This is a genomic window from Streptomyces sp. NBC_01268 (assembly GCF_036240795.1).
Classification (GTDB): Bacteria; Actinomycetota; Actinomycetes; order Streptomycetales; family Streptomycetaceae; genus Streptomyces.
The window spans coordinates 3,957,156-3,980,251 of sequence record NZ_CP108454.1 but is presented as its reverse complement, the minus strand read 5'-3'; the positions used below and the strand labels follow the sequence as shown (position 1 = coordinate 3,980,251).

General features: G+C 74.9%; 21 protein-coding genes, 1 pseudogene and 1 riboswitch. Of the genes and pseudogenes, 11 read left to right on the top strand and 11 right to left on the bottom strand.

Annotated elements, in window-relative coordinates; translation table 11 throughout:
- Positions 1-60: 60 nt before the first annotated feature.
- The 3 genes from OG309_RS17640 to cobM all read left to right on the top strand — a co-directional run bounded on the left by OG309_RS17640 (position 61) and on the right by cobM (position 2,219).
- Positions 61-180, top strand: a complete 120-nt coding sequence (locus OG309_RS17640) for a DUF6126 family protein (protein ID WP_318110168.1) — start codon at positions 61-63, stop codon at positions 178-180.
- A 66-nt stretch (positions 181-246) separates the two neighbouring features.
- On the top strand, positions 247-1,461 hold the full coding sequence (gene cbiE / locus OG309_RS17635) for a precorrin-6y C5,15-methyltransferase (decarboxylating) subunit CbiE (protein ID WP_329422000.1): 1,215 nt from the start codon (positions 247-249) through the stop codon (positions 1,459-1,461).
- An 8-nt stretch (positions 1,462-1,469) separates the two neighbouring features.
- Positions 1,470-2,219 carry a precorrin-4 C(11)-methyltransferase gene (cobM, locus tag OG309_RS17630; protein WP_329421998.1) on the top strand — a complete coding sequence of 250 codons (750 nt, stop codon included), beginning with the start codon at positions 1,470-1,472 and terminating at the stop codon, positions 2,217-2,219.
- Positions 2,220-2,249: 30 nt separating this feature from the next.
- Here cobM and OG309_RS38150 read toward each other — a convergent pair whose 3' ends face one another.
- Together OG309_RS38150 and OG309_RS17625 are read right to left on the bottom strand one after the other, a co-directional pair.
- The gene (locus tag OG309_RS38150; RefSeq protein ID WP_372460710.1) at positions 2,250-2,324 is read right to left on the bottom strand and encodes a 50S ribosomal protein bL37; all 75 of its coding nucleotides are present in this window, start codon (positions 2,322-2,324) and stop codon (positions 2,250-2,252) included.
- 157 nt (positions 2,325-2,481) lie between these two features.
- A complete protein-coding gene (locus OG309_RS17625; protein WP_329421997.1) occupies positions 2,482-3,645 on the bottom strand; it encodes a cobalt-precorrin-5B (C(1))-methyltransferase in 1,164 nt (387 codons plus the stop codon).
- Between the two features lie 12 nt (positions 3,646-3,657).
- Here OG309_RS17625 and OG309_RS17620 point away from each other — a divergent pair, with 12 nt between their 5' ends.
- Together OG309_RS17620 and OG309_RS17615 are read left to right on the top strand one after the other, a co-directional pair.
- Positions 3,658-4,428: a cobalt-precorrin-6A reductase gene (locus OG309_RS17620; protein ID WP_329421995.1), complete on the top strand. Its 771-nt coding sequence runs from the start codon at positions 3,658-3,660 to the stop codon at positions 4,426-4,428.
- An 8-nt stretch (positions 4,429-4,436) separates the two neighbouring features.
- A complete protein-coding gene (locus tag OG309_RS17615; protein ID WP_329421994.1) occupies positions 4,437-5,975 on the top strand; it encodes a serine hydrolase in 1,539 nt (512 codons plus the stop codon).
- Positions 5,976-6,038: 63 nt separating this feature from the next.
- Here OG309_RS17615 and OG309_RS17610 read toward each other — a convergent pair whose 3' ends face one another.
- The 3 genes from OG309_RS17610 to OG309_RS17600 are packed head-to-tail and all read right to left on the bottom strand — an operon-like array spanning position 6,039 to position 9,423.
- Positions 6,039-7,523 carry a precorrin-2 C(20)-methyltransferase gene (locus OG309_RS17610; protein ID WP_329421992.1) on the bottom strand — a complete coding sequence of 495 codons (1,485 nt, stop codon included), beginning with the start codon at positions 7,521-7,523 and terminating at the stop codon, positions 6,039-6,041.
- Entirely contained in the window at positions 7,520-8,173 is a 654-nt protein-coding gene (locus OG309_RS17605; RefSeq protein ID WP_329421990.1) for a precorrin-8X methylmutase, read from the bottom strand. The genes OG309_RS17610 and OG309_RS17605 overlap by 4 nt, the downstream gene beginning before the upstream one ends.
- Positions 8,170-9,423 carry a cobalamin biosynthesis protein CobG gene (locus OG309_RS17600; RefSeq protein WP_329421988.1) on the bottom strand — a complete coding sequence of 418 codons (1,254 nt, stop codon included), beginning with the start codon at positions 9,421-9,423 and terminating at the stop codon, positions 8,170-8,172. The genes OG309_RS17605 and OG309_RS17600 overlap by 4 nt, the downstream gene beginning before the upstream one ends.
- A 162-nt stretch (positions 9,424-9,585) precedes the next feature.
- Positions 9,586-9,728, top strand: a riboswitch (cobalamin riboswitch).
- A gap of 37 nt (positions 9,729-9,765) precedes the next feature.
- Here OG309_RS17600 and cobN point away from each other — a divergent pair.
- Positions 9,766-13,389, top strand: coding sequence for a cobaltochelatase subunit CobN (gene cobN / locus OG309_RS17595; protein WP_329421987.1), 3,624 nt, complete (start codon positions 9,766-9,768; stop codon positions 13,387-13,389).
- A 1-nt stretch (position 13,390) separates the two neighbouring features.
- On the opposite strand, the gene OG309_RS17590 is transcribed toward cobN, so the two are convergent.
- The 3 genes and pseudogenes from OG309_RS17590 to OG309_RS17580 form a co-directional block, all read right to left on the bottom strand.
- Complete coding sequence (locus OG309_RS17590) at positions 13,391-13,780, bottom strand: hypothetical protein (RefSeq protein WP_329421986.1); 390 nt, start codon at positions 13,778-13,780, stop codon at positions 13,391-13,393.
- Positions 13,781-13,863: 83 nt separating this feature from the next.
- Positions 13,864-14,079, bottom strand: a pseudogene (locus OG309_RS17585) (ATP-binding cassette domain-containing protein); the annotation flags it as partial.
- Positions 14,080-14,234: 155 nt separating this feature from the next.
- Positions 14,235-15,146, bottom strand: coding sequence for a nucleoside hydrolase (locus OG309_RS17580; RefSeq protein WP_329421982.1), 912 nt, complete (start codon positions 15,144-15,146; stop codon positions 14,235-14,237).
- Positions 15,147-15,297: 151 nt separating this feature from the next.
- Between OG309_RS17580 and OG309_RS17575 the strand changes: the two genes are divergently transcribed.
- Both OG309_RS17575 and OG309_RS17570 read left to right on the top strand, forming a co-directional pair.
- The gene (locus OG309_RS17575) at positions 15,298-16,347 is read left to right on the top strand and encodes a DUF1648 domain-containing protein (RefSeq protein ID WP_329421981.1); all 1,050 of its coding nucleotides are present in this window, start codon (positions 15,298-15,300) and stop codon (positions 16,345-16,347) included.
- Between the two features lie 2 nt (positions 16,348-16,349).
- Entirely contained in the window at positions 16,350-16,706 is a 357-nt protein-coding gene (locus OG309_RS17570; protein ID WP_329421979.1) for a GntR family transcriptional regulator, read from the top strand.
- Positions 16,707-16,748: 42 nt separating this feature from the next.
- Here the strand turns inward: OG309_RS17570 and OG309_RS17565 are convergent, their stop codons facing one another.
- Positions 16,749-17,303 (bottom strand): histidine phosphatase family protein, encoded by a 555-nt coding sequence (locus tag OG309_RS17565; protein ID WP_329428391.1) that lies wholly within the window; start codon positions 17,301-17,303, stop codon positions 16,749-16,751.
- Positions 17,304-17,560: 257 nt separating this feature from the next.
- On the opposite strand from OG309_RS17565, the gene OG309_RS17560 reads away from it, so the two are divergent.
- Both OG309_RS17560 and OG309_RS17555 read left to right on the top strand, forming a co-directional pair.
- Entirely contained in the window at positions 17,561-17,791 is a 231-nt protein-coding gene (locus tag OG309_RS17560; RefSeq protein ID WP_329421978.1) for a CbtB domain-containing protein, read from the top strand.
- Positions 17,792-17,806: 15 nt separating this feature from the next.
- Positions 17,807-18,658 carry a CbtA family protein gene (locus tag OG309_RS17555; RefSeq protein WP_329421976.1) on the top strand — a complete coding sequence of 284 codons (852 nt, stop codon included), beginning with the start codon at positions 17,807-17,809 and terminating at the stop codon, positions 18,656-18,658.
- A 108-nt stretch (positions 18,659-18,766) separates the two neighbouring features.
- Here OG309_RS17555 and OG309_RS17550 read toward each other — a convergent pair whose 3' ends face one another.
- Positions 18,767-19,708 carry a D-2-hydroxyacid dehydrogenase family protein gene (locus OG309_RS17550; RefSeq protein ID WP_329428390.1) on the bottom strand — a complete coding sequence of 314 codons (942 nt, stop codon included), beginning with the start codon at positions 19,706-19,708 and terminating at the stop codon, positions 18,767-18,769.
- Between the two features lie 250 nt (positions 19,709-19,958).
- Here OG309_RS17550 and OG309_RS17545 point away from each other — a divergent pair, with 250 nt between their 5' ends.
- Positions 19,959-21,431: a hypothetical protein gene (locus OG309_RS17545; RefSeq protein WP_329421975.1), complete on the top strand. Its 1,473-nt coding sequence runs from the start codon at positions 19,959-19,961 to the stop codon at positions 21,429-21,431.
- On the opposite strand, the gene OG309_RS17540 is transcribed toward OG309_RS17545, so the two are convergent.
- Positions 21,418-23,073 carry a glycosyltransferase family 2 protein gene (locus OG309_RS17540; RefSeq protein ID WP_329421972.1) on the bottom strand — a complete coding sequence of 552 codons (1,656 nt, stop codon included), beginning with the start codon at positions 23,071-23,073 and terminating at the stop codon, positions 21,418-21,420. The two genes, OG309_RS17545 and OG309_RS17540, sit on opposite strands and share 14 nt — an antisense overlap.
- Positions 23,074-23,096 lie beyond the last annotated feature (23 nt).

Here is a 23,096-nt window from a genome sequence, read left to right as displayed (position 1 = left end):
ACGGATCCCGGCACCGACAGCGACACCGGCACGGACACCGGCACCGACTCCGGCACGGACATCGAGCGCTGGAAGGAGCGGGGCGTGATGCTCCGCGTCTTCGTGTACGTCTTCGCGACGCACGCGTTCGCGGGCTTCGTCTGGCTGCTCTTCTACGTCGGGCAGAACGCCCAGAAGTGACCGCGCGGAGCGCCCGGAAGTGACCGCGCGGCAGGGCCCCGCCCCTGCTCACGTAGAGTCCCCGGCGTGAACGCTGCGATATCGGTCGTCGGAATCGGCGCGGACGGCTGGGACGGGCTCCCGGAGGCCTCCCGCCGGACCCTGCGCGCCGCCGAGGTGCTCATCGGCGGCCCCCGCCAGCTCGACCTGCTGCCCGCCGCCGACTGCCCCGGCACCCGCGTCGCCTGGCCCACCCCGCTGCTCCCCGCCGTGCCCGGCCTGCTCGCCGCCCACGAGGGGCGCCGCGTCGCGGTCCTGGCCAGCGGAGACCCCATGTTCTACGGGATCGGCCGCACCCTCGCCCGGGCCGTCGGGCCGGACCGGCTGCGGGTCCTGCCGCACCCGTCCTCCGTCTCGTACGCCTGCGCCCGGCTCGGCTGGCCCCTGGAGGCCACCGAGACCGTCTCGCTCGTCGCCCGGCCCCTGGACGCCCTCACCTCCCGGCTGCACGACGGGCGCCGGCTGCTGCTGCTCGGCGAGGACGCCGACTCCCCGGCACGGGTCGCCGCGCTGCTGCGCGAACGGGGCTGGGGCGGCACGCGGATCCGCGTCCTCGAACAGCTCGGCTCCGCGCGCGAGCGGCTCCTCGACGGAACCGCGGCCCAGTGGCCGCACGAGCGCACCGACCCGCTCCACGTGATCGCCCTCGACTGCGTGCGCGACCCGGAGACGCTGCGGCTCGGCGTCACGCCCGGACTGCCCGACGAGGCGTACGAGCACGACGGCCAGCTCACCAAGCGGTACGTGCGCGCCGCCACGCTCGCCGCGCTGGCACCCGCCCCGGGCGAACTGCTCTGGGACATCGGCGGCGGCTCCGGCTCCATCGGCATCGAGTGGACGCGGGCCCACCGCGACTGCCGGGCCGTCGCCGTGGAGCGGTCCGCCGAGCGCGCGGCGCGCATCGCCCGCAACGCGGCGGCCCTCGGCGTCCCGGGCCTGCGGGTGGTGACCGCCGCGGCCCCGGCCGGCCTGGCGGAGCTGCCCACCCCCGACGCGGTCTTCATCGGCGGCGGCCTGACCGCCCCCGGCCTGCTCGACGCCTGCTGGGACGCGCTCCCGGCCGGCGGCCGGCTCGTCGCCAACACGGTGACGATGGAGTCCGAGGCGCTGCTCGCCGAGCGCTATCGCCGCCACGGCGGCGAACTGGTCCGGCTCGCGGTCGCCGCCGCCGTGCCGGTGGGCGGCTTCACCGGCTGGCGCCAGGCGATGCCGGTCACGCAATGGTCCGTAACGAAGGGTTGAACACCGACATGACCGTCTACTTCATCGGCGCGGGCCCCGGGGCGGCCGACCTGATCACCGTGCGCGGCGCGCGGACCCTGGCGAAGTGCGGGGTCTGCCTCTACGCGGGCTCGCTCGTCCCCACCGAACTGCTCGCCGAGTGCCCGCCGGACGCGAAGCTGGTCGACACGGCCCGGATGGACCTGGACCAGATCGTCGCCGAGATCGCCGCCGCCCACGAGGCCGGCCAGGACGTGGCCCGCCTGCACTCCGGCGACCCGTCCGTCTTCAGCGCCATGGCCGAGCAGATGCGCCGCCTGGACGCGGCGGGCATCCCGTACGAGGTGGTGCCCGGCGTACCGGCCTTTGCGGCGGCCGCGGCGGCCCTGAAGCGGGAACTGACCGTGCCGACGGTCGGCCAGACCGTCATCCTCACCCGCATCGCCCAGCAGGCGACGCCCATGCCGGAGGGCGAGGACCTGGCGACCCTCGGCCGCAGCGGCGCGCTCCTGGTCCTGCACCTGGCGGCCCGCTACGCCGACCGCGTCGTCGCCGAGCTCGCCCCCCACTACGGCGCGGACTGCCCCGCCGCCGTCGTGGCGATGGCCAGCCGCCCGGACGAGGTCGTCCTGCGCGGCACCCTGGCCGACATCGCGGACCAGCTCAAGGCCTCGGGCATCACCAAGACCGCCGTGATCATCGTGGGCCGCACCCTGGGCGCCTCGGAGTTCCGCGACAGCCACCTGTACGACCCGGCCCGGGACCGCCACACCTGCTGAACGCCCCGGGCCGCGGTCCTGCCCACCGCCTCAGGTGTTGGGCCGCTTCCCGTGGTTGGCGCCCTTCTTCTTCCGCGCCCGGCGCTTGTTGCCTCGCTTCGACATGGCGTTCCTCCCGGTCTCGTGGGGGGTTCTGCTGAGGTTTGCCCTGGCAAGCCTAGGTTCGCGGGGGGAGGGGCGCACGTCGGCCGCCGGCCGGGCAGTGGAGTCCCGTGGAGCCGGAGGAGCTCGGCAGGCAACCCGCCGAGGACGACGCCGAGCTCTAGGGCGTGCCCGACCCGGCCGCCCGGCCCCCCGGCCCCGCCACTCCCGACCGCCCCACGACCACGCCCGCCCGGTCGATGCACACCACGTCCACGGCGACCGGCGCCCCCCGCAGCACCGCCAGGGCCTCGTCGCGGGCGCGGGCGGCGACGAGGTCGCCGAGGGGGACGGCGGCGGATTCGCAGAGGCGGAGGGCGGCGAGGCCCGTGTTGGCGGTGGCGATCTCGGCGGCGAGGGCGTCGGAGGCGCCGCCCGTGCGGGCGAGGGCGGCGAGGAAGGGCTTGTCGACCTGGGAGCGGGCCGAGTGCAGGTCCAGGTGGCCGGCGGCCAGCTTGGAGAGCTTCGCGAAGCCGCCGCAGATCGTGAGGCGGTCCACCGGGTGGCGCCGGATGTACTTGAGGACCGCGCCCGCGAAGTCGCCCATGTCGAGGAGGGCGAGCTCCGGCAGGTCGTACAGCGTGGTGACGGTCTTCTCCGAGGTGGAGCCCGTGCAGCCGGCGACGTGGGAGAGGCCGGCCGCGCGGGCCACGTCGACGCCGCGGCGGATGGAGTCGATCCACGCCGAGCACGAGTAGGGCACGACGACGCCCGTCGTGCCGAGGATGGACAGGCCGCCGAGGATGCCGAGCCGCGGGTTCCAGGTGGAGCGGGCGATCTCCGCGCCGTCGTCCACGGAGAGCGTGATCTCGACGTCGCCGCTCCCGCCGTGCGCCGCCGCGACCGCGGCGACGTGGTCGCGCATCATCTGCCGCGGGACCGGGTTGACGGCCGGTTCGCCGACCTCCAGCGGCAGGCCGGGGAGCGTGACCGTGCCGACGCCCGGGCCCGCCCGGAAGACCACGCCCGAGCCGGGCGGCAGGAGCCGTACCGTCGAGCGGATCAGCGCGCCGTGCGTCACGTCCGGGTCGTCGCCCGCGTCCTTCACCACCCCGGCCATGGCGGAGTCCGCGTCCGGCGCCGTCGACTCCACGGCCAGGGCGAAGGCGGGGGTCTGGCCCTTCGGGAGGGTGATCGTCACCGGGTCCGGGAACTCGCCGGTGAGCAGCGCCGTGTACGCGGCGGTCGTCGCCGCCGTCGCGCAGGCACCGGTCGTCCAGCCGGGGCGCAGACCGGTGTGCTTGAGTTGGGCCTCGCGCCCGCCGCCGGAACTCGTCGCACTCACGGATGGACTCCCATGCACGTACTCATTCTCGGGGGAACGACCGAGGCCCGGCTCCTCGCCGGGCTCCTCCAGGGGGCACAAGGGGCGGACCTTCGGGTCACCAGCTCGCTCGCGGGGCGGGTCGCCGCGCCCCGGCTGCCGGCCGGCGAGGTGCGGGTCGGCGGCTTCGGCGGGCCGGAGGGGCTGGCCGCGTGGGTGCGGCAGCACGGCGTGGACGCGGTCATCGACGCCACCCATCCCTTCGCCGAGCGGATCAGTTTCAACGCGGCCCGGGCGGCCGCCACCGCCCATGTTCCCCTGCTCGCGCTGCGGCGGCCCGGCTGGGTCCCGGTGGCGGGGGACGACTGGCACGAGGTGGGGTCGCTGGAGGAGGCCGCCGGGGCCCTCGGCGGGCTGGGCGACCGGGTGTTCCTGACGACCGGCCGGATGGGGCTCGCCGCCTTCGCCGAACGCCCCGAGTGGTTCCTCGTCAGGTCCGTCGACGCCCCCGACGTGCCGATGCCCGCTCGCTCCGAAGTCCTCCTGGAACGCGGGCCGTTCACCCTCGACGGCGAACGCGGGCTGCTCGCCCGGCACCGGATCGACGTGCTCGTCACCAAGGACAGCGGCGGCGCCGCGACCGCCCCCAAGCTCGCCGCCGCCCGCGAGGCCGGCGTCCCCGTGGTCGTCGTGCGCCGCCCGCCCGTCCCGGCGGGCGTGCCGACCGCGGCGACCCCGGAGGAGGCGGCCGCCTGGGTCCGGGCCCTCGCCCCGCGCGCGACAGACGCGGCCGCAGGACTTTGAATGGAGGCATGAGCACCGTTCGATGGCTTGCCGCGGCGGGACTTACGGCGCTTCTGGGTGCCACGGCCCCGGGGCCCTCGCCGCCCCCCGCCCAGCCGCCGGCCCAGCTCGACGACGCGGACGTGCGGCGGGCCGTCGACCAGCTGGACGGAGTGGTCCAGTCCGCCATGAAACGCACCGGTGTCCCGGGCGTCTCCGTCGCCGTCGTCCACGACGGCAAGGTGGTCAAGCTCCAGGGCTACGGCGTGCGGAAGGTCGGCGAGAAGGCCACGGTCGACGCCGACACCGTCTTCCAGCTCGCGTCCGTTTCGAAGCCGGTCGCCTCCACGGTGGTCGCCGGCGCCGTCGGCCTCGACGGCTGGACGAAGCCCGTCGCCCCGAACGTGCCGGACTTCAAGCTCAAGGACCCGTGGGTCACCTCGCACATGACGGCCGCCGACCTGTTCTCGCACCGCAGCGGCCTGCCCGACCACGCCGGGGACCTCCTCGAAGACCTCGGCTACGACCAGCAGTACATCCTGTCCCACCTGCGCTACGAGCCCCTCACCCCGTTCCGGGCGAGCTACGCCTACACCAACTTCGGCCTGACGGGCGCCGCGGTGGCCGTGGCGGAGGAGAAGGGCGTGCCCTGGGACAAGCTGTCCGACGACGTCCTCTACAAGCCGGCCGGCATGGACCACACCAGCTCCCGCTTCCGGGACTTCGTGAACGCCCCCGACCGCGCCTACGGCCACGCGAAGGCCGCCGACGGCACCTGGAAGGCGCAGTACCTGCGCAACGCGGACGCCCAGTCCCCGGCCGGCGGCGTCAGCTCGTCCGCCCGTGACATGGCGACCTTCGTGAAGCTCCAGCTCGCCGACGGCAAGCTGGACGGCCGGCAGATCATCGCCGCCGACGCCCTCCAGCGCACCCACTGGCCCGAGGCGATCTCCAACCCGCCGCACGCCCCGGCCGCCCGCACGGGCTTCTACGGCCTCGGCTGGAACGTGAGTTACGACGACGCGGGTCGGCTCAGGCTGTCGCACACCGGCGGCTTCGAACTCGGCGCGCACACCAACGTCACGATGCTGCCCGGCGAGCAGCTCGGCATCGTCGTCCTCACCAACGCCTCCCCGGTCGGCGTCGCCGACGCCGTCGCGCTCGACTTCTTCGACATCGCGGAGCACGGCAAGCCCGTCCGCGACTGGATCCCGCTCATCCAGCAGGTGTACCAGCAGCAGACGGACGCCCTCCGGTCGGACACCGACTACGCGCACCCGCCGTCCGGCGCCGCGCCCGCCAACGCCGCGGACACCTACGCCGGCACGTACCGCAACTCCTACTACGGCCCGGCCGAGGTCGTCGCCGCCACCGACGGCACCCTGACGCTCCGCCTGGGTCCGAAGCCCCAGTCGTACCGCCTGACGCACTACGACGGCGACACGTTCAGCTTCGAGACCGCCGGTGAGAACGCCATCGGGCCCACGGGCGTCACCTTCACCCCCGACGGCACGTCCTTCACGGTCGAGTACCTGGACCACGAGGGTCTGGGGACGTTCACCCGGTAGTACCCGCAGTGCCCGGCGGTCCCCCCGGATTCCCCCGGGGGGACCGCTCCTCGTGGCGTCCGCCTATCCGTACCGCCGCGGCGTCCACGCGATCGTGCGCCCGTCGCCCCGCTCCGTGACCCGCGTCTGGGAGGAGCCGACGAGGAGCAGGGTGCGCATGTCGACCTCGGACGGGTCCAGGGTCTTCAGGGTCAGCACCCGCACCGACTGCTCCGGGCCGCCGACGTCGCGGGCGACGACCACCGGGGTGTCGGGCGAGCGGAGTTCCAGGAGGAGTTCGCGCGCGGCGGCGACCTGGTGGGTGCGGGACCGGGAGCCGGGGTTGTAGATCGCGAGGACCAGGTCGGCCTCGGCGGCGGACCGCAGGCGCCGGGAGATGACCTCCCAGGGCTTGAGGCGGTCGGAGAGGGAGATCGTCGCGTAGTCGTGGCCGAGCGGCGCGCCCGCGGCGGCGGCGGCCGCGTTCGCGGCGGTCACGCCGGGCAGGACGCGGACGGGCACGTCGGCGTACCGCTCCTCCGACGCCACCTCCAGGACGGCCGTCGCCATGGCGAACACGCCCGGGTCGCCGCCGGAGACGACCGCGACCCGCCGGCCGCGCCGGGCCAGGTCGAGGGCGAACTCGGCCCGCTCCGACTCGACCTTGTTGTCCGAGCCGTGCCGGATCTGCCCGGCGCGCAGCACCGGCACCCGGTCGAGGTAGGTGGTGTAGCCGACGAGCACGTCGGCGTTGACGAGCGCGCCGCGCGACTCGGGCGTCAGCCAGGGCGCCCCGGCCGGGCCGGTGCCGACGACGACGACCTCGCCCCGCTCCCGTACCGGCGGCTGGGCGTCGATGCGGGAGGGCAGCACGGCCACCGAGAAGTACGGGACCGACTCCGGGTCCACCTCGTCGAGGCGCCCGGTCCGCTCGCCCTTCATGAACGCCCGCTCCACGTAACGGGCGTCCTCCAGGCGGCCGGCCCGCTCCAGGGCGCGCCGGACGGTGGGGAAGGTGCGGCCCAGCTTCATGACGACCGCCGAGTCCGTGCCCGCCAGGCGGGCCGTCAGCTCGTCCTCCGGCAGCGTGCCGGGGACGATCGTCAGCACCTCCTCGGCCTCGCACAGCGGCTCCCCGAGGCGGGCCGCGGCGGCGCTGACGGAGGTGACGCCGGGGATGACGGTGGTGTCGTAGCGGTGCGCGAGCCGCTTGTGCATGTGCTGGTACGAGCCGTAGAACAGCGGGTCGCCCTCGGCGAGGACGGCGACCGTGCGGCCCGCGTCGAGGTGGGCGGCGAGCCGGGCCGCGGCCTCCTCGTAGAAGTCGTCGAGCGCGCCCCGGTAGCCGCCGGGGTGGTCGGTGGTCTCGACCGTGAGCGGGTACATCAGCCGCTCCTCGATCTGGTCCTCGCGCAGGTGCTCGGCGGCGATGGAGCGGGCGATGGACCGCCCGTGCCGGGCCGAGTGGTAGGCGATGACGTCGGCTCCGGCGATGGCCTTCACCGCGGCCACCGTCATCAGGTTCGGGTCGCCGGGCCCGAGCCCGACCCCGTACAGCTTTCCGGTCACTGCTGGATCTCCGCTTCGTGCGCGAGGGCGTTGAGCGCCGCCGCGGTCATGGCGCTGCCGCCCCGCCGGCCCCGTACGACCAGGTACTCCAGGCCGAGGTCGTTGGCGGCCAGCGCGTCCTTGGACTCGGCGGCGCCGATGAAGCCGACCGGGATGCCGAGCACGGCGGCGGGCCGGCCCGCCCCCTTCGCGATCATCTCCAGGAGGTGGAAGAGCGCCGTCGGCGCGTTGCCGATCGCGACGACCGAGCCCTCCAGGCGGTCCCGCCACAGCTCCATCGCGGCGGCCGACCGGGTGGTGCCCAGCTCGGCGGCGAGCGCGGGCACCGACGGGTCGGACAGCGTGCAGACCACGTCGTTGTCGGCGGGCAGCCGCTTGCGGGTGACCCCGCTGGCGACCATCTGGGCGTCGCACAGGATCGGCGCGCCCGCACGCAGGGCGGCACGCGCCGAGGCGACGACGCCGGGGGAGTGGGCGATGTCCCGCACGAGGTCGGTCATGCCGCAGGCGTGGATCATCCGCACGGCGACCTGGCTGACGTCGGCGGGCAGGCCCGCGAGGTCCGCCTCGGCGCGGATCGTGGCAAAGGAGCGGCGGTAGATCTCCGCGCCGTCCTTCTCGTACTCGAACATCCTGTTGCTCTCGCTCATCTCGTGGGGGTCGCCGGGCCGCGGGCCGCCGCGACCGCTTCGGACAGGGAGGTACGGAGGGTGGGGACGCCGTCGACCAGGTAGCCGCCGTCCTCGGTGGCGAGGACGTCGACCCAGGCGCCGTGCGGGTGCCCGCAGCGGCGTGCGCACCCGGAGAAGTGGACGGGCAGCCGCCCGTGCGGGGCGAGGGCCGCGTCCCGCCGCACGTCGGCGAGGGACTTGGCGCAGCCGGGCCGCCCGGTGCAGGCCCCGACGCCGGTGCCGGGGGCGTCGGGCCGGGTGATCAGGCCGTACGCGGCGAGCTCCGTGAGCGCGGCGAGCCGGCCGGGCGGCGCGGCGACCACCGCACCGCGCCAGGGCGTGAACCGCACCTCGCGGGCCGGCAGCAGCGCCCGCAGTTGGACGGCGGTCAGCCGGCCGAGCGGCGCGAGGACGTACAGGGCGTCCGCGCCCAGCGGCCCCGGGACGGGCGGGTCCCCTTGGGGCAGCGGCGGTACGGGGTGGGGGACGGGCTCCGCGGCGAGTCCGGCGCGCGCCAGGGCGGCCGCCAGGTCGGGCACGCACCCCTCGGGCAGTTCCCGCACCCGCCAGGCGCCCGTCCCGGCGGTCTCGGCGGCCCGCAGGAAGGCGTCGGCGGCGGCGAGCGCGGCGCGCGGGGCGTCGGTCGCGGCGACCCGGAAGGCCTGGGGGCCGAGGCGCAGCTGGGCGCGGACGTCCCCGCCCGCGGGAGGCCCTTCTGCGAGCAAGGTCACATCCCCGCCGAGCCCCGCGACGTCGCCCCGCCCGTCGTCCAGGACGAACAGGAAGCGTCCGGAGAGCGCCGCGGTCCACGCCTCCGCGCACAGCAGCGCGTCCAGTTCCCGTGCCCACAACTGCGGCTCGGCGCCGCCGAGTCCGTCCAGTCCGGCGGCCGGAGAGACGACGATGTTGCGGACCCGTTCGTGGCTCGGCGAGGGCAGCAGCCCGGCCCGGTCGAGCAGCGCGGCCAGCTCGGCGCCGCAGCCCTCGCCGAGCCCGCGGAGCTCCGCGTTGCCGCGCGAGGTGATGCTGATGCTGCCGTCCCCGAGGGACTCGGCCGCGTCGGCCAGCGCCAGGACCTGAGCCTCCGTCAAACGCCCGCCGGGCAGCCGGAGTCGGGCGAGCCGCCCGTCGTCCGCCGCGTGCAGTCGCAGCGCACCCGGACAGGCGTCGCCGCGGTCCCGTATGAGAGGTTCGCCCGGTTCGGGCGAGGTGCGTGGGGTGGCCGACATGGCGGCGAGCATACCCACGGCGGGATCCGCTCCCACCTGCCGAGAACCAGCCACGACCGGGGCCGGAGCCGGCCACGACCGGGGCCCGGGGCCGCCGTGACCGGGGCCCGGTCCCCCGGTGTGATCCGCCCGACCCCCGGCTCTCCCCCGCCGCGCCCGCTCACGATCTAGGATGCAGACGGCATGGGGTCCCAGGACCCCGGGGAGGAAGCCCGGTGAGAATCCGGCGCGGTCCCGCCACTGTGAGCCGGTCCGGAGTTTCGGGGCGGTGAGTCAGGAACTCCCGCCGTCCATACGACCACCCGGGGCGCGGACAACCCCGAGGAAGGCCCTGAGCTCGCCATGCTCCTGCTGCTGTCGCACTCCGACACCGACCTGCTCAGCGCCCGCGCGGCGAACGCCGCCGAAGGCCCGGTGGAGTACCGGTACGCCAACCCGGCCCGGCTGCCGCTGGCCGACCTCCCCGCCCTCCTCGACGGCGCCGAACTCGTCGTCGTCCGCCTCCTCGGCGGCCTGCGCTCCTGGGAGGAGGGCCTCGACACGGTCCTGGCCGCCGGGAAGCCCGTGGTGGTGCTGAGCGGCGAACAGGCTCCCGACGCCCAGCTGATGGAGGCCTCGACCGTCCCGGTCGGCGTCGCCACCGAGGCGCACGCCTACCTGGCGCACGGCGGCCCGGGCAACCTCGGCCAGCTGGCCCGCTTCCTCTCCGACACCGTGCTGCTGACCGGCCACGGCTTCGAGCCGCCGGCCCCCGCGCCGACCTGGGGCCCGCTGGAGCGGACCGCGGGGGACACGCCCGAGGGCGCCCCCACCGTCGCCGTGCTCTACTACCGCGCCCACCACATGAGCGGCAACACCGCCTTCGTCGGCACCCTCTGCGACGCGATCGAGCGGCAGGGCGCCCGGGCGAAGGCCCTGTACGTGGCCTCGCTCCGGGCCCCGGAGCCCGAGCTCCTCGACGAGCTGCGCGGGGCCGACGCGATCGTCACGACGGTCCTCGCGGCGGGCGGCACCAAGCCGGCCGAGGCGCAGGCGGGCGGCGACGAGGAGGCCTGGGACGCGGGCGCGCTCGCCGCCCTGGACGTGCCGATCCTGCAGGCGCTGTGCCTGACGGGCTCGCGCGCCGCGTGGGAGGAGAACGACGAGGGCCTGTCGCCGCTGGACGCGGCCAGCCAGGTCGCCGTCCCGGAGTTCGACGGCCGGCTCATCACCGTCCCGTTCTCCTTCAAGGAGATCGACGAGGACGGGCTGCCCGCGTACGTGGCGGACGCCGAGCGCTCCGCCCGCGTCGCCGGCATCGCCGTCCGGCACGCCCGTCTGCGGCACATCGCGAACGGCGAGAAGAAGCTGGCGCTCGTCCTCTCCGCGTACCCGACGAAGCACTCCCGCATCGGCAACGCCGTCGGCCTCGACACCCCGGCCTCCGCCGTGGCGCTGCTGCGCCGGCTCATCGCCGAGGGCTACGACTTCGGCCCGGTCGAGGACATCCCCGGCCTGGTCTCCGGCGACGGCGACGAGCTGATCTACGCCCTGATCGAGGCCGGCGGCCACGACCAGGACTGGCTCACCGAGGAGCAGCTGGCCCGCAACCCGGTCCGCATCCCGGCCGCCGACTACAAGCGCTGGTACGCCGAACTCCCGGCGGAGCTGCGCGAGCAGGTCGAGGAGCACTGGGGCCCGGCCCCGGGCGAGATGTTCCTGGACCGCTCCCGCAACCCCGAGGGCGACATCGTGCTGGCCGCGCTGCGCCGCGGGAACCTGCTGGTCCTCATCCAGCCGCCGCGCGGCTTCGGCGAGAACCCGATCGCGATCTACCACGACCCGGACCTGCCGCCGTCGCACCACTACCTGGCGGCCTACCGCTGGATCGCCGCCCGCGCCGAGGACGGGGGTTTCGGCGCGGACGCGATGGTGCACCTGGGCAAGCACGGCAACCTGGAGTGGCTGCCCGGCAAGAACGCCGGCCTGTCCGCCGCCTGCGGCCCGGACGCCGCGCTCGGCGACCTGCCGCTGGTCTACCCGTTCCTGGTCAACGACCCGGGCGAGGGCACCCAGGCCAAGCGGCGCGTGCACGCCACGCTCGTCGACCACCTGGTGCCGCCGATGGCCCGCGCCGACTCGTACGGCGACATCGCGCGCCTGGAGCAGCTGCTCGACGAGTACGCGCAGATCAGCAGCATGGACCCGGCGAAGCTGCCGGCGATCCGCGCGCAGATCTGGACGCTGATCCAGGCGGCGAAGCTGGACCACGACCTGGGCCTGGAGGACCGGCCGGAGGACGACGGCTTCGACGACTTCCTGCTGCACGTCGACGGCTGGCTGTGCGAGGTCAAGGACGCGCAGATCCGTGACGGTCTGCACGTCCTGGGCGGCGCCCCGGTCGGCGAGGCCCGGGTGAACCTGGTCCTGTCGATCCTGCGGGCCCGGCAGATCTGGGGCGGCACGCAGGCGCTGCCGGGCCTGCGCGAGGCGCTCGGCCTGGACGAGTCGGCGGCGACGCGCACCACCGCCGACGAGGCGGAGGCGAAGGCCCGCGAGCTGGTCGAGGGCATGGAGGCGGCGGACTGGTCCGTGGACGCGATCGGCTCCGTGGCCGGCGCGTACGGCGCCGAGGTGCACGCGGTGCTGCGCTTCGCCTGCGAGCAGGTCGTCCCGCGCCTGGCCGGCACCACCGACGAACTCACGCACGCGGTCCACGCGTTGAACGGCGGCTTCGTCCCGGCCGGGCCCTCGGGCTCGCCGCTGCGCGGCCTGGTCAACGTGCTGCCGACCGGCCGCAACTTCTACTCGGTCGACCCGAAGGCCGTGCCGTCCCGCCTCGCGTGGGAGACCGGCCAGGCGCTCGCCGACTCGCTCCTGGAGCGCTACCGCACGGACAACGGCGAGTGGCCGACCTCGGTGGGCCTGTCCCTGTGGGGCACGAGCGCGATGCGCACCGCGGGCGACGACGTCGCCGAGGCGCTCGCCCTGCTGGGCGTCCGCCCGCTCTGGGACGACGCCTCGCGCCGCGTGAACGGCCTGGAGCCCATCCCGCTCGCCGAGCTGGGCCGGCCCCGCATCGATGTGACGCTGCGCATCTCCGGCTTCTTCCGGGACGCGTTCCCGCACGTCATCGGGCTGCTCGACGACGCCGTACGGCTGGTCGCGGGTCTCGACGAGGCCGCCGCGGACAACTACGTGCGGGCGCACGCCCAGGCGGACCTGGCGGAGCACGGCGACGAGCGGCGCGCCACCACCCGTATCTTCGGCTCCCGCCCCGGCACGTACGGCGCGGGTCTGCTCCAGCTGATCGACTCGCGCGACTGGCGCACCGACGCCGACCTGGCCGAGGTGTACACCGTGTGGGGCGGTTACGCGTACGGCCGGGGGCTCGAAGGGCGCCCGGCGCGGGCCGAGATGGAGACGGCGTACAAGCGGATCGCGGTCGCGGCGAAGAACACGGACACGCGCGAGCACGACATCGCGGACTCCGACGACTACTTCCAGTACCACGGCGGCATGGTGGCGACCGTCCGCGCGCTGAAGGGCACGGCGCCCGAGGCGTACATCGGCGACTCCACCCGCCCGGAGACGGTCCGCACCCGCACACTGGTCGAGGAGACCTCCCGGGTGTTCCGCGCCCGCGTGGTCAACCCGCGCTGGATCGAGGCGATGCGCCGGCACGGCTACAAGGGCGCGTTCGAGCTGGCGGCGACGGTCGACTACCTCTTCGGCTACGACGCCACGACGGGCGTGGTCGCCGACTGGATGTACGACAAGCTGACCGAGGCGTACGTCCTCGACCCGGAGAACCAGGCCTTCCTGAAGGAGGCCAACCCGTGGGCGCTGCACGGCATCGCCGAGCGTCTCCTGGAGGCCGAGTCCCGCGGCATGTGGGAGAAGCCGGACCCGGAGACGCTGGCCGCGCTGCGGCAGGTGTTCCTGGAGACCGAGGGCGATCTCGAGGAAGGCGCGGGCGAGGCCTGAGTTACGATCCCGATCCGCACGTGCGTGCGGATCGGGAATCCGGCTGGGGTGGGGTGGTGGGCGTGCGGGCCCGCGCAGTGGTGACGACGGCCGTGGTGCTGGGTCTCGGCCTGGCCCTGGGGGCCTGTTCGGGCGGAGGGAGCGGCGCCGTGCCGCCGAAGCCGCCCGCCCCGAAGAGCTCGTCGCCGACCGCCGGGCAGCCCACCACCACGGCGCCCCCGACGCCCTCGGCCACCGGGGCAGGGTCGGAGGTTCCGGCCGGGTCCCCGTCCGCGGCCCCGCCGGAGGTCCGGATCACCCCGGGCGTCGGCGGGCGCTCGGCGAAGCCGTACCGGCCGGGGGGCGGGACCTCGGGCAGCGTCAGGAAGAAGACGTCACGGCGCTGACCCACGGCTCCAGCTCCACCCGCCGCCCCCTAAAGCCGTTCCGCAGGCGCCGGTCGTGGCTGACGACCACCAGGGTGCCCGGGTAGTGCGCGAGGTGACCGAGGCCCCCGGGCGCCTCGACGGTGACGGTGCCGGTGTCAGCGTGCTCCAGGCCGGCGAGCAGCCGCAGGAGCGTGGACTTGCCGGAGCCGTTGTCGCCGACGACGCCGACCCGTTCGCCGGCGCGGACGGAGAGGGAGACCCGGTCGAGGACGAGCCGGGTGTCGTAGCGCTTGGTGACGTCGGTGAGGTGGGCACGGAACAAGGGCGGCCTCCCGGGGCTGGACGACAGGGGGCGGATCACGGGTGGGGCGACGGCGTGCGATCCGATCGCGATTGCGAGACGAGACGGTCCGTCTCGCAATCTCGATGCGCTCACCGTACGCGGCGATGCCGCTTCAGGCAAGACGCTGCGTCTCGTTACCTCGGGGGTGTCGCCCCGGACCGCTCCCCCAGCACCCGCACCGCGTCCACGATCAGGTCCCAGAAGCGGTCCGCGTCCGCCTCGATGCCGACCTCGGCGTTGGCCGGGAGGCCGGTCACCCCGTCCAGGTCGATCACCGTCGCCCCGCGCGTGTACGTGCCGGCCAGCTCGACCGCCACCGGCGCCCGCACCAGGCTGACCAGTGAGGGGTCGATCAGGTGGGCCACGGTCAGCGGGTCGTGCAGCGGCGGCGCGTCGAAGCCGTACACCTCGCGGTAGGTCGCGGCGAAGTACGTCAGGAGCTCGACGCACAGGCGCCCGAGCGGGGTGCCGAGCCCGGCGAGTCGCGAGAGCACCTCGGGGGTGGCCCGGACCTGGTGGGTGACGTTCAGGCCGAACATGGTCAGCGGGATCCCGCTGCGGAAGACGAGGTCCGCCGCCTCCGGGTCGCAGAGGATGTTGAACTCGGCCGCCGGCGTGGTGTTGCCGCGCCCCGTCGACCCGCCCATCAGCACGATCCGCTCGATCCTGGCGGCCAGTTCGGGGTGGGCGAGCAGGATGTCCCGGGTCAGCGCGAGGGCGTCGCGCGGGTCCTGCGGCACGGGCGGCTCGCCCTCGCCGAAGCCGGGCCCGTCGAGCCCCGAGTCGCCGTGGATGTGCTCGGCGACGCGCGGCGCGCCGTACGGCCCGGCGTGCAGCGGGCGGTCCCGGCCGGCCGCGATCGGGACGCCGTGGATCCCGGCCACGGAGCACACCCGGCGCGCGTTGAGCGTGGTCTTCTCCACCGTCTGGTTGCCCGCCACGGTGGTGATGGCGAGCAGGTCGACGGCCGGATGGGCCGCGGCGAGCAGGATGTTGAAGGCGTCGTCGTGTCCGGGATCGCAGTCGAGGATCACGGGTACCGGCATGCGCCCACCGTCCCACACCGCCGCCCGTACGTCACGGCCCGCATCCGGAGCTCACAGGTCGCCGCGAGAGCTGCTTGTTCTAGTAGAGTGCGAACAAGTAGAACTCAGTGGAACCCAGGAGAACCATCCATGGGAGCCAGGGGAGGATCCTGTGAACCGTGCCGCCACCCGGCTGCGGCTGCTCGCCGCACTGCCGTTCCTGCTCGCCCTCGCCGTCGGCCCGCTGCTGTGCGCGCTCTGGCGCGACCGGCTGCCCGACCGCCTCGCCACCCACTTCGGCGCCGACGGACGCGCCGACGGCTTCACCGCCGTCGGCGGGTACCTCGCCGTCAGCTCGGCCCTGCTGCTCGCCCTCGGCGTCGGCTGGGCCCTCTTCGTCCGGCGCCGGGTGCTGTGGGGCGCCTGGGCCACCGCCGGGTTCACCGGCGGGCTGCTCGCGCTGCAACTGCGCGCCAACCTGGACGTCACCGACCCGGCCGAGGCGCGCCTGCGGATCGCCGTGCTGACCGTGGCCCTGGCGATCGGCGCCCTCGCCGCCGCCGCCGGGTGGGCGCTCACCCGGCTCGTCCCGGCGGAGCCCGCGCGGGAGGTGTCCGTGCCCGCCGACGCGCCCCGGCTCGACCTCGCGGCCGGGGAGCTCGCGGGCTGGGCGCGGACCACGGGCTCGCTCCCGATGATCCTGCTCGGCGCCGCCTTCCTGCTCGCCGCGCTCGTCGTACCCTTCTTCGCCGCCTGGCCGTACGCGCTGATCCCGCTGGCCGTCGGCCTGCCCGGCACCGCGCTGAGCCGGGTCCGGGTGCACGCCGACCGGCGCGGCCTGACCGTCCGGCCCGCCCTCGTGGCCCGGCCCCGGCTGCGGGTGCCGCTCGACGACATCACCGGCGCGACGACCCGGGACGTCGAACCGGTCGCCGAGTTCGGCGGCTGGGGCTACCGGGTCCGGCCCGCGGCGTCCGGCGTGATCCTGCGCTCCGGCCGGGCACTCGCCGTACGGCGCCGCGACGGTCGGGAGTTCGTCGTCACCGTCGACGACGCGACGACGGCCGCGGGCCTGCTCAACGCACTCGTGGAACGCGCCGCGAGCGGACGCGGCACCCCTGCCACCGGCACTCCGGCCAACGGCACCCCCGCCACCCCCGCCACCGGCACTCCGGCCACCGGCACCCCCGCCCCCGGCCGCCCCGCCCCCCGAAAGGACTGACCGTGCTGTTCCGGGTGGATCCCGCCTCCTCCGTCCCCCTCGGCGACCAGATCGCCGGCTGCGTCCGGGGCGCTCTCGCCGACGGCAGCGCCCGGCCCGGCGAGCGACTGCCCGCCGCGCGGGAGCTCGCCGACTCCCTCGGGGTCAACGTGCACACCGTGCTGCGCGGCTACCAACAGCTGCGCGAGGAGGGGCTGATCGAGCTCCGTCGCGGGCGCGGCGCCGTCATCGTGCCGGGCGCCGCCGCACCGGGCCGCGCCCAACTCGTCGACCGGCTCCGCGAACTGGCCGCCGAGGCCCGCCGACTGGGGCTCACCGACGCGGAGTTCCTGGACCTCGCGCGCGCCTCCCTCGGCTGACGGGGAGGGGCCGGCGCGGTCGGCGGAGGCCGGCGTCGCGGCTCAGGCGACCGGCGCCCCCAGCCGCACGTTCCACCGCCCCGTCCGCCCCGACAGCTCCACCGCGTGCAGCGGGCGCACGTCCAGGCGCCAGAACGCGGAGTCGGGCGCCCCGAGCGCGTGGGCGACGGCCGCGCGGACGACGTCCGGTTCGGCGAAGGCGTGGACGGGTCCCGGCTCCAGCGCGTCCAGCCAGGCGGCGACCCGTACGCGCAGCTCCCGCAGGGACTCGCCGCCGTGCGGGGCCGCGTCGGGGTCGGCGAGCCAGGCCGCCACCGACTCCGGTTCCACCGCCGTCAGTTCGTCGAGCCGGCGTCCCCGCCAGCGGCCCATCGCGCAGCCCGCGAGAGCGGGCTCCGCCCGCACCGAGGCGGGGTCGAGGCCCAGGGCCTCGGCCGTCGCCCGGCACCGCCCGGAGGGCGAGGCGACGACCCGGGCCCCCGCAGGAAGCGCCAACGGGCCCGCGGCCACCGCCTCGACCGGCCCGCTGTCGTCGAACCGGGCCTCGCGCAGGGCGGCCGTCATCGCCGGGGAGACCAGCGTGAGCCGTACGGACAGGGGGCGCACGGTCATGGGTGATTCATCCCTCAATTCATCGGCCCGCCTCCCGGGCGCCCTTGGCGCGGAGTGACGGGCGCGGTACGGTCAGGCGTCAATTCCACAGAACGACGACGGCGAGACGGAAGTCCGGTGCAAGTCCGGCACGGTCGCGCCACTGTGAGCCCGCCCCGGCGTTCCCGGGACGGGTGAGTCAGACCCGACGACCGTCGTCGCGCACCACCGTATGGGACGCGAGTTCCCGAGGAGGTTCCACCATGGCCGAGGCCATCGCGTCGCCCGCCGTCACGTCCACCCCGTCCATCGCCGTTCCGGTTTCCCTGCCGGTCCGCGCGGTGCTCCCGTGGGCGGCGTTCGCCGGGATCCTGATGCTCGTCGCGCTCTACTTCGTCGGTGCCGAGCAGGGCGCCACGTCCCTGTTCGCGGGCAGCGACGTGCACGAGTGGGTGCACGACGGGCGCCACCTGCTCGGCTTCCCCTGCCACTGAGGGGCAACCGCGCACATGTCATCCACCGCTCCATCCCCCGCTCAGTCCCCCGCCGCCCCCACGGGTTCGCTCGTGGGGCGGCTCCTGGTCCGCGGCATGCTCGCGGGCCTGATCGCCGGACTGTTCGCCTTCGGCGTCGCCTACGTCGCGGGTGAACCGTCCGTCAACGCCTCGATCGCCGTCGAGGAGGCCGCCGCCAAGGCGGAGCACGCGGCAGCCCACAGCCATGGCGCGGGCCATGGGCAGGCCGCGGCCCCCGCCGAAGAGGAGGAGATCGTCAGCCGGGACCTCCAGTCCACGGCGGGTCTCGCCACCGGCGTCCTCGTCTACGGGGTCGCCCTCGGCGGCATCGCCTCGCTGGCGTTCTGTTTCGTCCTGGGCCGGGTGGGCCGTTTCACCCCGAAGGCGACCGCGGCGCTCGTCGCGGCGGCCGCCTTCACCACGGTCTATCTGGTGCCGTTCCTGAAGTACCCGGCGACCCCGCCGGCCGTCGGCAATCCGGACACCATCGGGCAGCGCACCACCCTGTTCTTCCTGATGATCCTGCTGAGCGTGCTGCTCGGCGTCGCGGCGATCGTCGCGGGCCGCCGGCTCGCCCCGTGCCTCGGCAACTGGAACGCCACCGTCCTGGCGGGCGCGGGCTTCGTCGCCGCGATCGCCGTCGCGTGCCTGTTCCTGCCCGGCAACGGGGACTCGGTGCAGGCGTCCTTCCCGGCCGCCGTGCTGTGGGAGTTCCGGCTCGCGACCCTGGGCATCCAGGCCGGTCTGTGGGTGGTCTTCGGGCTCGCCTTCGGCCTGCTCGCGGAGCGGCTCCTCGCCCCGCGTCCCGCCCCGGCACAGGTGGCGCAGCCGGCCCCGGTCGCCTGAGCCGCCACCGTACGGCGGGTACACCCCGTACCTCCCGTGCACGGTCATCGGCCCCGTACCCCTCTCGCAGGGGTACGGGGCCGACCCGTGTCCGGCGCGTCCGGGCGGTCAGTCCAGCTCGCGGACCGGAGCCCCCGCCAGGAACGCCTCGATGTCCTCGACGGCCTGCCCGAAGTAGCGCGCGTAGTTGGCCTCCGTCACGTACCCGAGGTGCGGCAGCGCGAGCACGTTCGGCAGGGTCCGCAGCGGGTCGTCGGCGGGCAGCGGCTCCGTCTCGTACACGTCGAGCCCGGCCCCCGCGATCCGGCCCTCGCGCAGCGCGGCCAGCAGCGCCGCCCCGTCGACCAGGCCCGCGCGGGAGGTGTTGACCAGGTACGCGCCCGGGCGCATCGCCCGCAGTTCCGCCTCCCCGAGCAGGCCGCGGGTGCGGTCGGAGAGCACCATGTGCAGGGAGACGACGTCGCTGCCGGCCAGCAGGGCGGGCAGGCTCTCCGCCCGCCGCACCCCGTGCTCGGCGGCCCGCTCGTCGGTCAGGTGCGGGCTCCAGGCGACCACGTCCATGCCGAACGCGAGGCCGATCCGCGCCACCCGGCCGCCGATCTTGCCGAGGCCCACCAGACCCAGGGTGCGCCCGGACAGGTCGAGGCCGAGCGTCGACTGCCACGGCCCGCCCTCGCGCATCGCCCGGCTCTCCGTGTGCACCTGCCGGGCCAGGCCCAGGATCAGAGCCCAGGTCAACTCGGTGGGCGGCTCGGAGCCGCTGGCGGTGCCGCAGACGGTGACGCCGCGGGCGCGGGCGGCGGCGACGTCGATCGAGACGTTGCGCAGGCCCGAGGTGACGATCAGCCGCAGCCGGGGCAGCCGCTCCAGGAGGGCGGCGTCGAGCGGGGTCCGCTCGCGCATCACCACGAGGATCTCGCAGTCCTCGACGGCGGCGACGAGCGCGTCGCGGTCGGTGAGGTGCTCCCGCAGGACACGGACCTCGACCCGGGCGTCGAGCGTGCTCCAGTCGGCACAGGACAGGGCGACGCCCTGGAAGTCGTCGAGGATCGCGCAGCGCAGCTTCGCGGCCGGCGTCGCAGGCGTCGCCGGTGTCGCCGGTGCGGCCGGTTCTGACGACGGGGACGTCGGGGACAACGGGGACGACGAAGACAACGGGGACGACGTGTTCGGCGTGGACGGCATGGACCGCATGATCCCAAATGGCCGCGCTCGAAGCGACAGACCTTCGCGCACCGCACACAATCGGGATGATCGGCCGCGGCGTCTCGCCGTGCGCCGGAACGACTCCGGAGGCGGCATGACTACCGGTGGTGACGACGAACTCGCTGCGCTGAGGGCCCGGGTGGCCGCCCTGGAGGCGGAGGCGGTGGCGCGCCCACCTGCCCCCGCCCACCACCGGGTGCGCGCCTTCTTCTCGGCGCTCCTCATCGTCATCGGCTGCGTCCTGGCCCCGCTGAGCCTGGTCGCGGCCTGGACGGCCGACCTGCTCGGCGACACGAACCGGTACGTGTCCACGGTCGCCCCGCTGGCGAGCGACGCCGACGTCCAGGCCGCCGTCGCCACCCGCGTCACCAACGTGGTCATGGAGCACATCGACCTCGGCGACCTCCTCGAAGGCGTCGCCCCCGAGCAGCGCCCGGTCCTGGAGAAGGCCCTGGGCAAGCTGGGCGACTCCCTCGAAGGCGCGGTCGGCAGCTTCGTCCACGAGAAGACGCAGGAGATCGTGGCCTCCGGCACCTTCCAGAACATCTGGGACGAGGCCAACCGCGCCGTCCACACCTCCCTCGACCGGGCCCTCACCGGCAGCGACGAGGGCGCCGTGAAGATCGAGCAGAACACGGTGACCCTGGACCTCGCGCCCGTCGTCGACCAGGTCAAACAGCGGCTGGTCGACTCCGGTCTGACCGTGGCGGGGAAGATCCCCGAGGTCCACACCGACTTCACCCTCGTCCAGGCCGACGACATCGGGAAGGTGAAGACCGGCTTCGCGCTCCTGCAGAAGATGGGCTTCTGGCTGCCGGTGATCGCCGTCGTGCTCATCGCGGGAGGCGTCCTGCTCGCCACCCACCGGCGTCGCAGCCTGGTCGCCGCGGCCCTCGGCGTCGTCGCCGGGGCGCTGGTCCTCGGGATCGGCCTGACCGTGTTCCGCACGGTCTATCTCAACGCCCTGCCCAACGGCGTCTCCCCGGCCGCCGCGGGCTCCGTCTACGACATCCTGATCCGCTACCTGCGCACCTCGGTGCGGATGGTCGCCGTCCTCGGCGTGGTCGTCGCGCTCGCCGCCTGGCTCTCCGGCCCCGGGAAGTACGCCACGCTGGTGCGGGGCGTGTGGCACTCGGGCATCGGCGCGGCCCGTACGACCGCCGACCACGCGGGCTTCCGCACCGGCCCGGTGGGCCCGTTCGTCGGCCGCCACCGCCGGTGGATCGTCTGGGTGCTGGTGGCGGCGGCCGTGCTGACGTACGTGCTCTGGTCGTACCCCACGGGCTGGGTGGTGGTCGGCCTGGCGCTCGCCCTGCTCTTCGCCTTCGCGGTGACGGAGTTCCTGGCGGAGGCGCCGAAGGAGCCCGCCCGACCGGTGGACCCGGCCGGTCCGTCGGGCCCCTCGGGCTCCTCGGGTCCGTCGGGTCCGTCGGGTCCCTCGGGTCCGTCGGGTCCGTCAGGTCCGTCCGTCCCGGCGGATCCCCGGGGCCCGGCGGAAGGCGGGGGCGGCCCGACCGTGGGACGGGGCGGTCCCGGCGACGAGGGGACCCCGCTCACTTCCAGTTGATCCGCGCGCGCACGGCCCGCGCCGCCTTCCAGCCGAAGCTGGCGGCGTACGCGGAGACGGCGGAGTGCGCGGGCCGCAGCCGCAGCACCAGCTCGCCGTCGCTGGGCCCGACCCGTACGGTGTGCAGCCGCTTGGACGTGCCGGGCAGGGTGACGGCGTGCTCGTCGGCCCGCTTGCTGACCTTGCCGCCCAGGGCGTTGCCGAGGGCGCCGCGGGCGGTCAGTCCGTGCGCGGTGCAGCGCAGGGAGAGCTGCCAGTCGCCCTTGGGGAGCGGCCCGCCGCCGTCGGCGCCGGCCAGGTCGACGGAGGCACGGAAGCAGGCCCGCCCGTAGTCGTACGTCTCCCTGCCGCGGCTGACCGTGAGGTGCGGCGAGGGGGTCTGCTCGGCGGTGACGGCGAGCTCGCGGCCGCTGGTGGTGTGCCGCAGGACGACCTCGGTGACCAGGTCGTCGGTGTCGACCTGGTCGAGATAGGCGTACCCGGAGAGTTCGAGCACGGTGCCGCGCCAGGCGAGCCGGTCGACCCGGCGGCGCGGGCTGGCGCCGAGCGTCTGGCCGGTGATGTCGCACAGCTCCCCGTACGCGGGGGAGTCGGCCGGCGGGTAGGGCGGGGCGGCGTACACCCGCCCGTCCCGGACGAGCGCCTTGCCGGGCCGGCCGGCGAGCTGCCAGCGGACGACGGCGGCGAGTTCGTCGACGAGCCCTTCGCGCAGGCAGTGCGCGATCAGCTTCTCGTGGACGGGCATCCGGGCGAGGACGCCGGGCCCGATCCACTCCCGGGCGTGCGGCCGGGCGAGCTCGACGAGCTGCTTGCGCTCGTCGGCGCCGGCGTCGAGGAAGCCCTGGCCGAAGCGGCGGATCATCTCGACGTTGACGTGCCGCCCGACGAGGTGGTCGCGCAGCGGTCCGGGCCCGGTCATCCCCTTCACCAGCTCGACCATCTCGGCGGCCTGCCGCAGGGCGGTGCCGAACTCGATGCCGTCGGCGGTGATGTTGCCGTCGTCGCCGCGTTTGACGACGTAGTAGCAGTCGTAGTCGCCGACGATCGAGATGACCTTGCTGTGCAGGTAGGCGCGGGCGACGAAGTGCTGGTCCTCGCTGATCCGCATGTGCTCGGGGAAGCGGAGGCCGTGCTTCTCGATGACCTCGCGGCGGAACAGCTTGAACGGCATGAGGGTGTAGTAGACGTCGCCCTTGGACAGGTCGGCCCGGTCGACGTTCTTCGCGAACACCTGCTTGGGCACCCGCCGTCCGACCCCGACCAGCTTGGCGAGCACGGTGTCGGAGCCGTTGCGCTCGGCCATGGCGACGAGCCGCTCCAGCGCCTCGGGGCCGAGGCAGTCGTCGCCGTCCACGAAGAACACGTACCGGCCGGTGGCGTGGTCGAGCCCGACGTTCCGCGGCCGGCTCGGGCCGCCGGAGGCCTCCTGGTGCACGACCTTCACCCGCCCCGGATGCCGGGCGGCCCAGGCGTCGAGCACCTCGCCGCTGCCGTCGGTGCTGCCGTCGTTCACGGCGACGACCTCCAGGGCGTCCAGGCCCACGGTCTGCTGCTCGATCGAATGGAGCGTCAGCCGGAGGTAGGGCATCGCGTTGTAGACAGGCAGGACAACGGAGACCGTTGGCTGTGCCGGGACCTTCATCGTTCGCCCCCAGTGTGCGGATC

Excerpts from the sequence above, each read along its gene's own strand:
- cobN (WP_329421987.1), top strand. The coding sequence starts at position 9,766 with ATGCTCCTGCTGCTGTCGCACTCCGACACCGACCTGCTCAGCGCCCGC.
- OG309_RS17555 (WP_329421976.1), top strand. The coding sequence starts at position 17,807 with ATGTCATCCACCGCTCCATCCCCCGCTCAGTCCCCCGCCGCCCCCACG.
- OG309_RS17615 (WP_329421994.1), top strand. The coding sequence starts at position 4,437 with ATGAGCACCGTTCGATGGCTTGCCGCGGCGGGACTTACGGCGCTTCTG.
- OG309_RS17605 (WP_329421990.1), bottom strand. The coding sequence starts at position 8,173 with ATGAGCGAGAGCAACAGGATGTTCGAGTACGAGAAGGACGGCGCGGAG.
- OG309_RS17545 (WP_329421975.1), top strand. The coding sequence starts at position 19,959 with ATGACTACCGGTGGTGACGACGAACTCGCTGCGCTGAGGGCCCGGGTG.
- cobM (WP_329421998.1), top strand. The coding sequence starts at position 1,470 with ATGACCGTCTACTTCATCGGCGCGGGCCCCGGGGCGGCCGACCTGATC.
- OG309_RS17540 (WP_329421972.1), bottom strand. The coding sequence starts at position 23,073 with ATGAAGGTCCCGGCACAGCCAACGGTCTCCGTTGTCCTGCCTGTCTAC.
- OG309_RS17580 (WP_329421982.1), bottom strand. The coding sequence starts at position 15,146 with ATGCCGGTACCCGTGATCCTCGACTGCGATCCCGGACACGACGACGCC.
- OG309_RS17560 (WP_329421978.1), top strand. The coding sequence starts at position 17,561 with ATGGCCGAGGCCATCGCGTCGCCCGCCGTCACGTCCACCCCGTCCATC.
- OG309_RS17620 (WP_329421995.1), top strand. The coding sequence starts at position 3,658 with ATGCACGTACTCATTCTCGGGGGAACGACCGAGGCCCGGCTCCTCGCC.
- OG309_RS17600 (WP_329421988.1), bottom strand. The coding sequence starts at position 9,423 with ATGTCGGCCACCCCACGCACCTCGCCCGAACCGGGCGAACCTCTCATA.